The organism is Aeromonas simiae (assembly GCF_000820125.1).
Taxonomy (GTDB): Bacteria; Pseudomonadota; Gammaproteobacteria; order Enterobacterales; family Aeromonadaceae; genus Aeromonas; species Aeromonas simiae.
In genome coordinates, this window is sequence record NZ_CDBY01000099.1 from 22,421 (window position 1) to 37,555 (window position 15,135).

Below are 15,135 nucleotides of genomic sequence, written 5' to 3' on the forward strand. Positions count from 1 at the left end.
AACGTCCTGTTTGGCTGATTAACCCTTGGTCCCACCCGCGGTAAGACCGGAAACGAAGTACTTCTGTAGCGAGAGGTAGAGAATGGCCACCGGCACCGCGATGAGCACGGCCCCCGCCGCGTAGGTGGTGTAACTGGCCCCCATCTTCTGGGCCACCAGGTTGTAAAGGCCGATGGGCAGGGTGAACTGATCCGGGGTGCGCAATATGGTGCTGGCCAGGATGAAGTCGCCGAGCGGGCCGGTGAAGGAGAACAGGGCCACCACCGCGATGATGGGCTTGGAGAGCGGCATGATGATCTCGATGAAGATGCGAAAGTTGCCCGCCCCGTCCATGCGCGCCGACTCGTCGAGATCCTTGGGGATGGCGTCGAGGTAGCCCTTCATCAGGTAGGTGTTCATCGGGATCATGCCGCCCACGTAGACCAGCACCAGCGCTAGGTGGCTGTTGACCAGACCAAGCATCTGGGCCAGCACGAAGATGGCGATGAGGGCCGAGAACTGGGGCACCATCTGTAGCAGCAGGAACAGCATCAGGCCGTTCTGCCGCCCGCGAAAGCGAAAGCGCGAGAAGGCGTAGGCGGTGAAGCTGACGCTGATGAGGGTCAGCACCATGGTCAGGAAGCTGATCTTCATCGAATTCCAGTACCAGGCGGCGTAGTCGATGCGCCCGTCAAACAGCTCCTGATAGTGAATGAAGGAGAAGTTGTCAGGGATGATCGAGGTGTTGAGCAGGCTGCTGCCCGGATTGAGCGACGCCCCCACCGTCCAGATCAAGGGGTAGATGATGATCGCCGCGACCATGGCCAGCAGCAGGTAGCTCAGGGTCAGGCGGATGGCATTACGCTTTTTCAGGCTGTGTTTGACACTCATGGCTGGCTCTCCTTACACCATGTCGTCTTGCTTGAAGGAGTTGGTGGCGCGGAACTGCCACAGGGCGATGCCGACCACGAAGATAGAGAGCAGGATGGTGATGCTCGCCGCGATCGCGTACTGGGACGACGACATGGTCAGCTTGTAGATCCAAGAGACCAGGATGTCGGTGCCGCCGGCGTTGGAGCCCGCCACCGCAGGGCCGCCGTTGTTAAACAGGTAGATGATGTTGAAGTTGTTGAAGTTGAAGGTGTACTGGGTGATCAGGATCGGCGCGATCGAGTAGAGCACCAGGGGCAGCGTGATGGTGGTCAGCTTGTGCCAGGTGCTGGCCCCGTCGATGGTGGCTGCCTCGTAGAGATCGTCCGGAATGGCCTGCAACACCCCGGTGGTCATGGCGAAGACGAACGGGAAGCCGAGCCAGGTCTGCATCAGGATGAGGGCCGTCTTGGTCCAGAACGGATCGGTCATCCACGCCTTGGGCTCGATGCCGAGCGCCGCCAGGATGCCGTTGTTGATGACGCCGAAGGTCTCGTTGAACATGCCGGCAAACACCAGGATGGTGACAAAGCCGGGCACCGCCCACGGCAGGATCAAAATGGTGCGGATCAGCGCCTTGCAGCGCAGATCCTTCTGGTTGACCAGGATCGCCAGCAGCACCCCAACCGCGCATTGCAGCGTGGTGGCGATCAGGGTCCAGATCACGGTCCACTGCAACACGTCGAGCAGGGTCGAGCGCCACAGATCGAGCTTGAAGATGTTGATGAAGTTCTTCATCCCCACCCAGTCCACCAGCTTGGCCGGCGGGGTGTGATAGAGGTCGTAGTTGGTGAAGGCGATGGAGAAGCCGAAGATGATGGGGAACACCACCACGAACACCAGCAGGATGAAGCCTGGGGTGATCATCAGGTAGGGGAACCCTTCGCTCAGCAGCAGCTGGTACTGCTTGCGCACGCTGGTCAACGCCACGCCGCGATCGCGGCGCTCGCCGTTGACGTAGGCATCGCGCAGGCTCCAGTAGTAAAAAGCGCCGCCAAACCCGGCCACCAGCACGCTGATGGCCCCCTTGGCCAACAGGAAGACCGAGTTATCCCGCGGCAGCTCGGTGCCGAGGGTGAACAGGCCCCAAAAGCCCTGGGACAGGAAGTCACGGAACACGCCGAAGAAGCAGGCCATGACGATGAAAAACAGGGTGCCCTTGACCCACTGCCGGTTATACCACTGGCCGAGCCCCGGGATCAGCGAGAGCAGGGCGGCGACCTTGGCGTGATGGGTTCTTGTACCGATCTGGGCGAGCGTGCCGGAATCGACAACCACAATGTACCTCCTTTCCATGAAGAGCCCGGGCGGCAACCATCGCCGCCCGGCCCGGATCGGGCCTGCGCCCGCCGTTCGTTATTGCTGTGCGTGATTGACTTCGATCTGCATGTTGATGTTCTTGACCGCCCCTTCCAGCGCCGCCTTCACCTCCTGCTTGCCGGTGACACCGAGTTGCAGTGCGCTGTTGGCCGGGGTCCACACCTCCTGCATCTCGGGCACGCTCGGCATCGGGGTGGCAAAGCCGGCCTGGATGGCCACGGCGCGGGACTTCTCGTCATCCTTGATGAGCGGATCGTCGATCAGGGCCTTGAGCGGCGGGATCTCGCCGGTCTTCTGGAAGCGGATCTTGGCGTACTCGGGCTGGTTGATGAACTCGATAAACTGCTGCGCCAGCTCTTTGTGCTTGGAGTAGGTGGAGATGCTGTAGCCCTTCACCCCGAGGAAGGAGCGCATGTGCTCCCCGTTGGGCAGGGTCGGCAGCGGGGCCACGCCGTAGTTCACGCCGGCATCCTTGTAAGGCTGGAACGACCAGGGGCCGGTGATGACGGCGGCGGCCTTCTTCTCGGTGAACAGGGAGTCGATGGCGTTGGCACCGGTCTCACCGACGATCCCGGCCGGGAACAGCCCCTCGGCATAGAAGCGCTTGAGGAAGCTGACCGCGTCGATCGCCCCCTGATTGGCCAGCCCCACGTCCTTGACGTTGAGCGAGCCGTTGGGGTTCTGGCCGAAGACATAGCCGCCCATGGCCGCCACCACGCCGTAGGCGTAGTAGATCTCGTCAAACTTGGCGAGCAGGCCGTACTTGTTCTCGCCGCGCAGGGTCTGGGAGGCCTTGATCAGCTCGTCGAAGCTCTCCGGCGCCTTGGGCAGCAGATCCTTGTTGTAGACCATGACGATGGTCTCGACCGCCTTGGGCAGGCCGTAGAGCTTGCCCTCATAGGTCTGGGCATCCACCGCCGGCTTGGTGAAGCCGGCCAGATAGTCGGCACCCGGCTTGATCTCGCTGATGAGCCCCTGCACCACGGCGGTGCCGACCTGATCGTGCGGCAGCACCAGCACATCCGGGCCGATGCCGGCCGGGCCGTCCAGGCGCAGCTTCTCGATCTGCTGGGCATAGGGGGTCTCGAGGATCTTCACCTTGACCTGGTACTTGGCCTCGAATGCCTTGACCGCCTCCTCGATGCCGTTCGACTTCTTGATGTCTTCCCACACCAGCAGTTCGCCGTCGGCGGCGCGGGCCACCTGGCCTGCCCCCATCACGCCCAGAGAAAACAACATTGCAGCGGTCAATTTATTGATTTTCATATGATTTCCTTGTCCCTAATTCAGGTGAAAACAGGTCGTCGCGGCGACGGTGGCCAGTCTGGTATTGCGATCTCATCAAGCCGGTGTAACTCACGGCGCTTTTTACCGGTTCAGGTGTAACCAAGCTCACCGCTCTCGTTACCGCCGAGCCGACCAGAAAACACAGCCGCTCACCGCTCGTTATCTAACACACTGATAAATAACTGGTTAAATCCTATACGTCACATCCGAGGCTGTCGGCTCGCGTTTTGCTTTTTCACCAGTCACGCCCTTGAAAGCGTTACAGAGCAGAGAAAAAGGTAACGATTACACCGAGTGGCTCCACGGTAAGCGGTGCTTGCACAGCCTGCCAGTAGCACGTGCCAAGGCTGTGATCTCATGCACAAAAGAAACCGCACTTTGTGCAACCGGTTACACATGACTGATATAGTCGCCGCACAGCCACAGGGTGAAACGGTGTGTGACGCCCTCTTCCTCCCAGGGCAACGCAGCCGCAGCAGGGGGCATGGCCACCTCGCACGCTTGCAGCTAATGCATTTACTATCAAGGAGTTACAGCTCATGGCGAGTATCAGATTGAACAATGTGGTCAAGCGTTTTGGCAGCAACGTGACCCTGCACAACGTCAACCTAGACGTGGAAGACGGCGAGTTCACCGTCTTCGTCGGCCCTTCCGGTTGCGGCAAATCCACCCTGCTGCGCATGATCGCCGGTCTTGAGGAGATCTCGGATGGCCACATCGCCATCGACGAGCAGGTGGTCAACGACGTGGCGCCGGCCCATCGCGGTGTGGCCATGGTGTTCCAGTCCTATGCCCTCTACCCCCACATGACGGTGGCCGAGAACATGGGCTACGGCCTGCGGGTCAACGGTGTACCGAAAGAGGAGATAGCCCACCAAGTCAGCATGGTGGCCAAGACGCTGCAACTCTCCCACCTGCTCGATCGCAAGCCCAAGCAGCTCTCCGGCGGTCAGCGCCAGCGGGTGGCCATCGGCCGCGCCATCGTGCGCAATCCCAAGGTGTTTCTGTTTGACGAGCCGCTCTCCAACCTCGATGCCGAGCTGCGCGTCGAGATGCGCCTGCACATCGCCAAGCTGCACCAGGAGCTCAAGACCACCATGATCTACGTGACCCACGATCAGGTGGAGGCCATGACCCTGGCCGACAAGATAGTGGTGATGAACTACGGCAAGGTGGAGCAGGTCGGCTCGCCGATGGATCTCTACTACAAGCCGTGCAACCGCTTCGTGGCCGGCTTTATCGGCTCGCCCAAGATGAACTTCCTGCCGGCCAGCGTGCTGGCGTGGAGCCCGGAGCAGATCAGGGTCAAGGTCGCCGGCCAGCAGGAGCTAAGCCTGCCCATCACCACCGAGCGGCTCGAGCCGGGCAGCGAGATCAGCCTCGGCCTGCGCCCGGAGCACGTGGTACCGGGGGGGGATGGAGTCCACCTCGCCTTCACCTGCGAGGTGGTGGAGCGGCTGGGCAACAGCACCTACCTGTTCGGTCAATGCTGCGGCACCGACGGCTTCAAGCTGCTGCTGGCAGGGGATGGTGAGTTTCACCCCTACCAGAGGATGGATGTCTTCTTCGCCCCACAAAACTGCCTGGTTTTCAACGCCGAAGGGATCAGGATCAGCCGCTGAACGCGGCCATTTACATGCCCTGATCCACCTTGCCCCCGCCCCGTCGGGGGCTTTTTTTATCCGGGTGCCGGCGGCGCAAAGTGAGAGCGGGCTCGCAACCTTGCACAAATCCTGTACAAGGGGGGCGCAAAGGAGTGTAAAAGATTCACCGAAAAGTGAAACATTACACTAAAATATCCACTCAGGTAATTATCCCTATCAACGCCGAGCATCAAAAAAAACATAACAAACTGATATTAATTAAGTTATTGCTTTTGCTGTCAGCCATGACTAGCTCAAACAGGAGTGTAATCGATATCACTTGCTTAGGCTCCCGCCGCTGGCAACAGGCTTTGCCGGCGGCGAGGTGGAACCACCCGGCCTGGGGGTCACGGCTGCCGCCGTATCGTCTGCGCGGCGCGGCAACCACGGCTCGGCCCGTATTCGCGATGACAAACAGGATGCCCTGACCGGACAGGCACAGCCCCGTGACCGCCGCCGCGTTCACCACGGCAGTTGGCGCTGGCCCGCCGTCCCCGGCAGAGCGCCTGATCACACCACAAAGAGGAGACACCATGCTCAAGAAGACACTGCTGCTGACTACCCTCATCGCCTGCCTCCAGCCGGCGCTGGCCAAGGATGAGGACCCCATGGCCCGCCCGCTGTTCCTGCGCGGCGAGATGAACAACTGGGAGGCGCCGGCCGCCCAGCAACTGGCTCAACAGGGCGAGCTGCTGACGGTACAGGTGGCGCTACAAGCGAGCCACGGCGCCTACAAGTTCAAGATCGCCGACGAGAAGTGGAAGGCCGACACCACCTATGGCCAGTTCGATCCCAGCGCCAAGGTCGAGGCGGGCCAGCCGGTCGCGGTCAAAGCCGGCTGGCAGTGGAGCGACATGAAATTCACCCCACCCAGCGACGGCCAGTACCGCATCACCCTGGATCGCCGCAATCCCCAGCACACCCTGGTCACCGTCTCCCCCGCCGGTTGATCCCAAGGCCGCCGTCAGGCGGCCCCAGCCTCAGCCTGGATGGCGCCGCCACGCGACGTCATCCAGGCGCGGGACTGCCTCCCTGTCGCCACCCTACACACATCCAGACAGGAGATAACAAGGATGAAGAAGAATCTGCTTACCACCCTGCTGCTTGGCAGCGCCCTGCTCTTTCACGGCCAGGGAGAGGCCATGGTCAAGGGCGCGGACGTCAGCTGGCTGACCCAGATGGAGCAGGCCGGCTACAAGTTCTATAACGACGCCGGCCAGCAGCAGGATCTGTTCAAGACCCTGAAAGAGCACGGCATGAATACCATCCGGCTGCGGGTCTGGGTCAACCCAGCCGATGGCTGGAACAACATCAATGACGTCATCGCCAAGGCCAAGCGGGCCAAGGCGGCCGGTTTCGATCTGCTGATCGACTTTCACTACAGCGACAGCTGGGCCGATCCGGGCAAACAGACCAAGCCGGCGGCCTGGCAGAGCTACACCTTCGAGCAGCTGATGTCGAACGTCTGGTGGCACACCTATAACTCCCTCATCGCCCTGAAAAATGCCGGCATCACCCCCAAGTGGGTGCAGGTCGGCAACGAGACCAACAACGGCATGTTGTGGGAAGAGGGGCGCGCCTCGGCCAACATGAAGAACTTTGCCTGGCTCATCAACAGTGGCTATGACGCGGTCAAGGCAGTCGACGGCAGCATCAAGGTGATCGTCCACCTGGCCAACTGCGAGAACAACAGCCTCTATCGCTGGATGTTTGACGGCCTTAAGAACAACGGGGCCAAGTGGGACGTGATCGGCGCCTCCATCTACCCGAGCCAGAGCGGCAACGGCGACTGGTTCACCCTCGATAACCTCTGCTACGACAACCTCGCCGACATGGTCAATCGCTACGGCAAGGAGGTGATGATCGTCGAGGTGGGCATGCCGTGGGATGATCCGAAAAACAGCTACGACACCATTGCCGACCTGCTCAACAAGATGAAGTGGCTCCCCAATGGCAAGGGGCTTGGCGTGCTCTATTGGGAGCCGCAGAGCCACAAGAGCTGGCAGGGCTACAGCCTGGGTCTGATGGACAACAGCGGCAAGCCCACTTATGCGCTGGATGCCTTCTTGTTGCAATAAGCGTGTAACGTTACACAGGCGCGGCCTGGGCCGCGCCTTTTCATTCCCTTATCATCAGTTGCCCATGAAAAAGGGAGCCCGTGTGGGCTCCCTTCGAGGTCACTCGGCGAGGGGGTTTACCACCAGGCTTCGGCCTGCACACCGAAGTTCCAGGTGCTGTTGTCGGTGTTGCCGTTAAAGGTGGTGTCATAGTCACCGTCGTTCTTCAGGTAGGAGGCGTAGACACGGATCTCGGGGCGGGCCCAGAAGCTGGCACCGGCCGACCAGGCCTGTGCCAGGGTGTACTTCTGACCCGACTCCTTGTAGGTGCTGCCCGAGGTGTAGGAGTGCTTCTCCTTGAAGGCGCCGGCCTCCACTATGGTCTTGGTGTAGTCGGTCCAGGCGTAATGGCCGCGAGCCACGGCGGAGAAGAGCTTGGTGTTGTCGATGTCGCTGTTCGGGGCGTAGTCATCGGCGCGGCCATAGGTCAGCACATAGTTGAGCATGACGCGATCGCCAAACGGCAGGTCGGCGGTGTTGATGAAGCGATAGCCCTTGGCATCGCTGTTGTCCCCGCTCCACACGTCATACCAGCCGCCCCCCTGATCGACCATGTTCTTGGCCAGCCCCTTGTTGGCGTACTGGCCCACTATCTTCTGGGAGATCTTGCTGTCGGCGAAGAAGTGGCTCAGCTCGGCGGTCAGCATCAGGCTGTTTTCAAACTTGTCGTAAGTGCCGGAGGCCTTCTGGGCATCGGTCTCGTTGGCCAGGGCATAGTCGGCACCGAACTCGGTCCAGGCCCCCTGCCACGGGCTCCAGCCGGCGTAGCGCAGATCCAGGTAGTTGACGTTGAGCTCGTCGCCATCGTTGCGGATCCAGGCGGCGGAGATAGTGCCGGGGCCCGCCTTGAGGTTCTCGAGGCCGGCACCAGCCCCGGAGATGTTCCAGTACTTGGTGTCGATGATGTGCAAGTCATGGCGCTGGTAGTAACGCTTGCCGGCCCACAGCACCGCATCCGGGTTGGAGGAGATGAGCCCCTTGGCCTTCACGTTGAACTGACGCAGGGCGAAGGTGGCGTCTTCCGAACAGCTCTTGCTGTCGAAGTTACAGGCCGCCTGGGTGCTCTCCCAGTCGTTGGAGCCATCGCTGTTCATGCTGAACATGCTGTCGACGTAGAAGCTCTTGCCATCCTTGTTGTAAACCTCTTGGCCGACACCGATCTCGGTGTAGGTGTCGGCCTCGTTGCCGAGACGACCGAGACGGGAGATCTTCCAGCTCTGGGTGTCGCCATCTTGGGACACGCCGACGCCGGAACGGAAATAGCCAGTGAAATCAACCGCATGGGCAGAGGCGGCCGTCATGGCAAGGGCCATGGCGATGGACGTGGTCAGCAGTTTCTGTTTCATCATTATTCCTTTACTCCACTGTTGCGTTGTAGTTGTCAGGTCACACGGGCCAGTCCATTGGGAAAACGTTATCACTAGCCGAGGCGATTATAGAGAGAGGATGACAACAACTGACATGATGAAACTCACAAAACAGTGAAAATTACACTAATTAGTGCGTTGTCATTACACTAAAAAATCACAGCAAATAAAAATACTTTTATTATTCATTATGTTATATCGCATCACTGGATTGTAATCGATATCACAAAAACAGAGAGGGCTGCCCGACGGCAGCCCTCTCTGTGTGGGGGGAAGGGGAGAAGAGATTAAGGCAGGGAGCGAACCGAGTGACGACGCACCAGGGTCGGGCTGAACATGTGGGTGGTCGGCGGCAGCTCAGCCCCGGTCGAGAGGGCAATGGCAAGCTCGGCCGCCTGGGTCGCCATCGCCACCACCGGATAGCGCACCGTGGTCAGGCGAGGCCGCAGGTAACGGGAGATGAGCACATCATCAAAGCCGATAAGGGAGAGCTCCTGAGGCACCTCGATCCCATTGTCACTCAGCACGGAGAGCGCGCCGGCAGCCATTGGATCGTTGTAACAGACCACGGCCGTCATCTGGCTGCCACGACTGAGCAGCTCGGTCATGGCGGCCTCGCCCCCCTCTTCATCCGGGCTGGCACGGGCAATGAGCCGCTCGTCCGGGGTGATCCCATGTTCGGTCAAGGCATCGAGATAACCCTGCTGGCGATCGTGGGAGTCTGAAATGAGGTGGTTGGAGCAGAGAAAACCGATCTTGCGGTGCCCTTCGTGGATCAGATGGCGGGTCGCCAGCCAGGCGCCGTAACGATCGTCGAGCGCCACACAGCGGGACTCATAACCCGGCAGGATCCGGTTGATGAGCACCATGCCCGGCACATACTCCATCATCTGAATCAGCTCGGCATCGGGCAGCATCTTGGCATGCACCACCAATCCGGAGCAGCGATGGCGGATCAGCTGCTCAATCACCAGCTTCTCCTTGTTGGCATCGTGGTAACCGTTACCAATTAACAGGAATTTGCCGGACGCCTGCGCCACCTGCTCCACCGCCTTGACCATGGTGCCAAAAAAGGGATCGGAGACGTCGGCCACCACCAGTCCCAGCGTCTCTGTGCTCTGGTGAGCCAGGGCGCGGGCATTAGCGTTGGGGTGATAGTTGAGCTCGCCCATGGCTTTTAGCACCAGCTCACGGGAGGTCTGGCTTGCCTTGGGGGAGTTGTTGATGACACGAGAGACGGTGGCAACAGATACACCGGCCATACGGGCTACATCTTTGATGGTGGCCATAAATACTGATCCCCGGGATACGGCGCCGCCGATGGCGCGTTAAATGGGGCGATATTACCCTTTATTTCCCATCAAGACACGGACTTGTCACGCTCGTTGCCACCCTCTGTGCCGTTTTGGGATATTTCCCGCCACCTTGGCTAAGAATGGTGGTAATCGCTACCACAGGCGCCATAAGGTGCGCCGCCCAAGCCACGCCGCGCACCTTCTGCATGCCACCACGCCATGCCCCATGCCGGCCAGCCCCCCCAGCGTCGATATGGGCCATCACAGGCCCATTCATCGCGCCGGCCCAGCCAATGAAAAAGGGCCCGAAGGCCCTTTTCATCTCACCCTATCTCAGCGCTTCAAACTTCCCAGCACCTGCATCTCGCAGCGTACGCAGTCAAAGCGCAGGCGGAAGGTGTCCTTGCCCATCTTGAGTTCAAGCGGCTCGGGTTTTATCTCGGGATGCTGCTTGTGACACAGGTTCTGGCTGTAGCGGATGCAGTGCTTGGTGATCATCAAGACCGCCTCCCCCTGCTCCTGGCCGGCCTCGAAGGCGGGCGCCACGCGCCCCACCCCATGCTCCTGAAAGAAGGCCACCGCCGCCTGATTGAGCGCATTGCCGAGGTAGTTGAGTCGCTTGGCAGGATAGACCGCCTCTTTGAGCGCCACCCGCCGCGCCGGACGCTTCCAACCCGCTATGCGCGCCGCATCGAGCCGCTCTGCCGCCTCCCGGCGCAGGCCGTTGAGCAGCCCTGCCGGCACAAACCGCGGCAGATCCCACTCAATCTCGACGGCGCGGGCGACGAAGATGGTGCTCCCCAGCTTGGCGAGCTGATCGCGCACCTGCTGCTGCGCCCGCTCCGGATTGTCGGCGGCGGCAAACTGCCCGGCCGCCTCACAGGTCACGCAAAAGCCCTGCTCGTCGGTCACCCGCAAGCTGAGCGTGTCCGGCGTCACGCTCAGATGCAGATCGAGATCGATGCGCCGCTCACTGCTCTTTTTCTCGAGCAACCGGTTGAAGGCCTGATCATGGTTGCGATAGAGCAGGCTGCCGGCCTTGAGGCCACGCACTGGCTCATTAAAGCGCAGCTCGCCCCCACTCACCTCGTTCACCCGCGCCCCCACCAGCTCCCCTCTGGGGTTGAAAAAAGCCACCCCGTCGCCGTTGTTGACCGTGATGCCGTTGCCAAGCTCGATGCCACTGCGGGTCACCCGCTTGACCTGACCAAGCGGCTCACCGAGGGATTTCGGGCTGTCGGGCGAGCCGATATCGGCGTGACGATCGTGCAGGAAGTAGTCGGTGCTGCCGCGGTTGAAGCTCTTTTTCGGGTTTGGCGTGAAGGCGTGGGTGCAGCGCCCGGCCGAGGCACGCGCCAACTCGGGGCGCCGCGCCATAATGGCGTCGAGCTGCTGGCGATACCAGGCGGTGACGTTCTTCACATAACCAAGATCCTTGAGGCGCCCCTCTATCTTGAACGAGCGCACCCCGGCATCGATCAGCGCCTCCAGGTTGTCGCTCTGATCCATGTCTTTCAGGGACAACAGGTGCTTGTCGGCCACCAAGACCTCGCCACCCGGCTTTTGCAGGGTGCAGGGCAGGCGGCAGAGCTGGGCACACTCGCCCCGGTTGGCACTGCGGCCGGTGCGGGCATAGCTGATGTTGCACTGGCCGCTGTAGGAGACACACAGGGCGCCGTGGATGAAGCACTCGATCTGCACGCTGGTGGTGGCGCAGATGGCGCGGATCTGCTCGAGCGACAGCTCGCGCGCCAGCACTACCTGAGAAAAGCCGACCTCTTCGAGGAACTTCACCTTCTCCGGCGTGCGGTTATCGATCTGGGTGCTGGCGTGCAGGGCGATCGGCGGCAGATCGCAGCGCAGCAGCCCGAGATCCTGCACGATCAGCGCATCGGCTCCCGCCTCGTAGATTTGATGGGCCATGCGGCTCGCCCCTTCCAGCTCGTGGTCATAGAGCAAGGTGTTGCAGGCGACGAACACCTGGGCGCCGAAGCGGTGGGCGTGGCGGGCGAGCGCCTCGATATCGGCCACCGAGTTGCCGGCGGCGCTGCGGGCGCCGAAGGCGGGCCCGCCGATATAGACGGCATCGGCGCCGTGATTGATGGCTTCAATGCCGTACTCCAGCGTCTTGGCCGGAGCAAGCAACTCGAGTCGCTGGCTGTGCATGGATGGGGTAACCATAAAAAAACGGGGCTGGCAGTCTAGCCCCTGCCGCCCCCGCTTGCCTTGATCCTGCTTAAGTTCAGGCGCCAAAGATGCCTTACAAAGACACCTTACATCACCACCTTGACCGCCAACCCGAGCAGCACCAGACCGCTCGCCTTGTTGATGAGGCTCGCCCTGCGGTGCAGCCAGGCCAGCACGGGGCCATGGGAGAGGCCAAGGGCCACCAGCACGTACCACAAGGCATCGATACCGCCGGCGGTGAGCATCATGATCCCCCCCTCGCGCCAGCCGGTGTTCTGATGCACAAACTGGCTAAAGAGCGCCACGAAGAAGATGGCGAGCTGGGGATTGAGAAACGCCACCATGAAGCCCTCCAGCGCACCACGCCGGGAGCCGCCCCTGTGCTCCTGTGCCTCGGCGGGGCCGGCGTTGGCCAGCAGCGCCTTGACCCCGAGCCAGGCGAGAAACGCCGCCCCGCCATAACGGATCACGTCAAACAGCAGCGGCGTTTTGGTGATCAGGATGGCCAGCCCCATGGCGGTGATGAGGGCATAAAGACCGACCCCGGCCCCGTGGCCAAGCGCCGTGGCCACCCCGTTGCCGCGTCCGCCACCGACCGTGTTGCGGATGATGAGCGCCAGGCTCGGCCCTGGGCTGACCGCCCCCATGATACAAATGGCGGCCAGGGCCAACCAACTACTCCACTCCATGCGCTTGCTCTCCGCTATCGTTCCTATCTGGTGTGGGCCATAGCCTAGATCGCACCAGAGTATTCTAAAAATGAAAGCAATGAATATACATCATGCCGATTCGCTATAGCGGTATTCCAAGCCGCTGCCGACTGGCGGCGACCCCCTGTTGCAGGTGCCCGCTGAGGATCGGCCAGGCGAGATCGCGCAACCAGCGGTGGGCCGGGTCCTGATGGTGACGCTGGTGCCACAGCAGGTGGTAGTGCTGTTCGCGGGTGGCAAACGGCAAGGCCGCAAAATGGAGGGGATGGCGCTCGGCCAGCAGCCAGGCGATGTGGGCCGGGGTGGTGAGCAGGCAGTCGGTGCGCAGCAAGATCTCCAGCGCCGCCTGAAAGAAAGGCACATGGGCAAACCAGCGCCGCTGGCGGCCGAGGGGGGCGAGCACCTGCTCAACCGGGCTGTCCTTGTCACCGCCGCCGCTCACTTGCAGGTGCGGCCAGGCCAGATACCCCTCCAGGGTGAGCGGCTGCCCCGCCAGCGGATGATGCGCCCCCATCAGCACCACCAGGTGATCGCTGCCCTGCTGGCGCCCGTGGATCAGCGCCGGCACCTCATCGGTGATGGTGGAGACCAGATCGAGATCGAGCTCCCATAGCCTCGGCAACTGGTGCTTGTCCCACAACTGATAATCGATGGCCGCCTGCGGCGCCTGCTCGGCCAGCGCCTTGCAGATATCCGGCAGTATGTGCTGGGCCACGTAATCGGAGGAGGCAAAGCGAAACACCCTGCGACACTCGGCCGGGGCGAAGGCGGGCGGGGCGTAGAGCCGCTCGAGGGCCGACAGGGAGCCGCCCAGCTGGCCGGCCAACTGCTCGGCACGGGCGGTGAGCAGCCAGCGCTGCCCTTCGCGCACCAGCAACTCATCACCGAACTCGCGCCTCAGCTGGGCCAGCTGCTTGCTGATGGAGGGTTGGCTCAGGTGCAGCAGCTCGGCGGCGCGGCTGACGTTGCGCGTTTCCAGCAACACCTTGAGGGTCGGCAGCAGGTTGAGATTGGGCATGGCAACTCCGGCGAGAAATGGCGCGTCACAGACTATCAGCTCAGCATCGGGCCATGAAGTAGTCAGCCGGCCCGCCTTTTGGCATAATCGGGCGATTTTCCGCCCACGGAAGACCCCCTCATCCCTGGGCCCACCCATCACAAGCGGTATTTCGATGACTTACGCCACTATTACCGGCTGGGGCAAGTGTCTCCCGCCCGCCGTGCTGACCAACGACGATCTCAGCACCATCATGGAAACGTCCGACGAGTGGATCTATCCGCGCACTGGCATCAAGGCGCGCCGGGTCTCCCACGTCAGCCAGAGCGAGCTAGCCACCCTGGCAGCTCGCCGCGCCCTGGCCTGCGCCGGCCTCGAGGCCAGCGAACTTGACGCCATCATTCTGGCCACCGCCACCCCGGGCACCCTGGTGCCGAACAGCGCCTCTGCCGTGCAGCAGGCGCTGGGTGCCCACCGCGCCGCCGTGTTCGATCTCAACGCCGCCTGCACCGGCTTCGTCTACTCGCTGACGGTCGCCACTTCGCTGATCCAAAGCGGCATGATGAAGAAGATCCTGGTGATCGGCGCCGAGCGCCTCACCTATCTGCTCGACTGGGCGCGCCGCGACACCGCGGTGCTGTTTGGTGACGGAGCCGGCGCCGTGGTGGTCGAGGCGAGCGACGTCGAGTCGGGGCTGATTGCCAGCAAGCTCGGCAGCGACAGCGAGGCACGCGAGATCCTGCACGTACCGAACTTTGGCTCGGATCGCGAGCGCTTCAACGACACCGACGGTCACTACATCTTCAACTTCGAAGGGCAGGAGATCTTCAAGCGGGCCGTGCGTGGCATGGGCGAGGCCACCGCCACCGTGCTGGCCCAGGCCGGCATCGCTCCCGAGCAGATCGATCTGCTGGTGCCCCACCAGGCCAACGTGCGCATCATCGAGTTCCTTGCCAAGCGCATGAACGCCGACATGGACAAGGTGATGGTCAACATCGAGCAGTACGGCAACACCTCGGCCGCCACCGTGCCCATCGCCCTGTGCGAAGCGCTCGAGCAGGGCCGCGTCAAGCCCGGCAGCTACCTGCTGACCGCCGCCTTCGGCGCCGGCCTCACTTGGGGTGCGGGCCTCATCAAGTGGGGCGAGCGGGTCACTCCGCTGGCCAGCTGTGATGACGAGCTGCCGCCCTGCGAGGCGAGTGCGCTGGATCTCATCCGCGCGGCGGTCGAGGGGTGTAAAGCCGCCCCCGCCAACCAGGCGTAAACCGCCACTCACTATCAGGCCCCGCATGCGGGGCCTGAT

The 15,135-nt window shown here is 61.9% G+C and carries 12 protein-coding genes; 4 read left to right on the plus strand and 8 right to left on the minus strand.

All coding sequences use genetic code 11. From position 1 onward, the window contains the following. Nucleotides 1-18: 18 nt before the first annotated feature. The 3 genes from BN1134_RS18630 to BN1134_RS18640 all read right to left on the minus strand — a co-directional run bounded on the left by BN1134_RS18630 (nucleotide 19) and on the right by BN1134_RS18640 (nucleotide 3,495). Complete coding sequence (locus tag BN1134_RS18630; protein WP_042049052.1) at nucleotides 19-870, minus strand: sugar ABC transporter permease; 852 nt, start codon at nucleotides 868-870, stop codon at nucleotides 19-21. Nucleotides 871-882: 12 nt separating this feature from the next. Next, nucleotides 883-2,187, minus strand: a complete 1,305-nt coding sequence (locus BN1134_RS18635) for a carbohydrate ABC transporter permease (RefSeq protein WP_198133217.1) — start codon at nucleotides 2,185-2,187, stop codon at nucleotides 883-885. 78 nt (nucleotides 2,188-2,265) lie between these two features. Then, nucleotides 2,266-3,495: an extracellular solute-binding protein gene (locus tag BN1134_RS18640; RefSeq protein ID WP_042049054.1), complete on the minus strand. Its 1,230-nt coding sequence runs from the start codon at nucleotides 3,493-3,495 to the stop codon at nucleotides 2,266-2,268. Nucleotides 3,496-4,055: 560 nt separating this feature from the next. On the opposite strand from BN1134_RS18640, the gene BN1134_RS18645 reads away from it, so the two are divergent. The 3 genes from BN1134_RS18645 (at nucleotide 4,056) to BN1134_RS18660 (ending at nucleotide 7,237) form a co-directional block, all read left to right on the plus strand. Next, nucleotides 4,056-5,138, plus strand: a complete 1,083-nt coding sequence (locus BN1134_RS18645) for an ABC transporter ATP-binding protein (RefSeq protein ID WP_042049056.1) — start codon at nucleotides 4,056-4,058, stop codon at nucleotides 5,136-5,138. Between the two features lie 554 nt (nucleotides 5,139-5,692). Next, a complete protein-coding gene (locus BN1134_RS18655; protein ID WP_042049058.1) occupies nucleotides 5,693-6,109 on the plus strand; it encodes an early set domain-containing protein in 417 nt (138 codons plus the stop codon). Nucleotides 6,110-6,232: 123 nt separating this feature from the next. After that, complete coding sequence (locus BN1134_RS18660) at nucleotides 6,233-7,237, plus strand: glycoside hydrolase family 53 protein (RefSeq protein WP_042049059.1); 1,005 nt, start codon at nucleotides 6,233-6,235, stop codon at nucleotides 7,235-7,237. 116 nt (nucleotides 7,238-7,353) lie between these two features. Here the strand turns inward: BN1134_RS18660 and BN1134_RS18665 are convergent, their stop codons facing one another. The 5 genes from BN1134_RS18665 to BN1134_RS18690 form a co-directional block, all read right to left on the minus strand. Beyond that, a complete protein-coding gene (locus BN1134_RS18665) occupies nucleotides 7,354-8,622 on the minus strand; it encodes a maltoporin (RefSeq protein WP_042049060.1) in 1,269 nt (422 codons plus the stop codon). Nucleotides 8,623-8,930: 308 nt separating this feature from the next. Beyond that, nucleotides 8,931-9,932 (minus strand): HTH-type transcriptional regulator GalR, encoded by a 1,002-nt coding sequence (gene galR, locus BN1134_RS18670; protein ID WP_042049061.1) that lies wholly within the window; start codon nucleotides 9,930-9,932, stop codon nucleotides 8,931-8,933. Nucleotides 9,933-10,271: 339 nt separating this feature from the next. Beyond that, nucleotides 10,272-12,104 carry a peptidase U32 family protein gene (locus BN1134_RS18680; protein WP_232300681.1) on the minus strand — a complete coding sequence of 611 codons (1,833 nt, stop codon included), beginning with the start codon at nucleotides 12,102-12,104 and terminating at the stop codon, nucleotides 10,272-10,274. Nucleotides 12,105-12,211: 107 nt separating this feature from the next. Beyond that, nucleotides 12,212-12,814: a LysE family translocator gene (locus tag BN1134_RS18685; RefSeq protein ID WP_042049065.1), complete on the minus strand. Its 603-nt coding sequence runs from the start codon at nucleotides 12,812-12,814 to the stop codon at nucleotides 12,212-12,214. A gap of 103 nt (nucleotides 12,815-12,917) precedes the next feature. Next, nucleotides 12,918-13,853, minus strand: coding sequence for a LysR family transcriptional regulator (locus tag BN1134_RS18690; RefSeq protein WP_042049066.1), 936 nt, complete (start codon nucleotides 13,851-13,853; stop codon nucleotides 12,918-12,920). 154 nt (nucleotides 13,854-14,007) lie between these two features. Between BN1134_RS18690 and BN1134_RS18695 the strand changes: the two genes are divergently transcribed. Further along, the gene (locus BN1134_RS18695; RefSeq protein WP_042049067.1) at nucleotides 14,008-15,096 is read left to right on the plus strand and encodes a ketoacyl-ACP synthase III; all 1,089 of its coding nucleotides are present in this window, start codon (nucleotides 14,008-14,010) and stop codon (nucleotides 15,094-15,096) included. The last annotated feature ends 39 nt before the right edge of the window (nucleotides 15,097-15,135 follow it).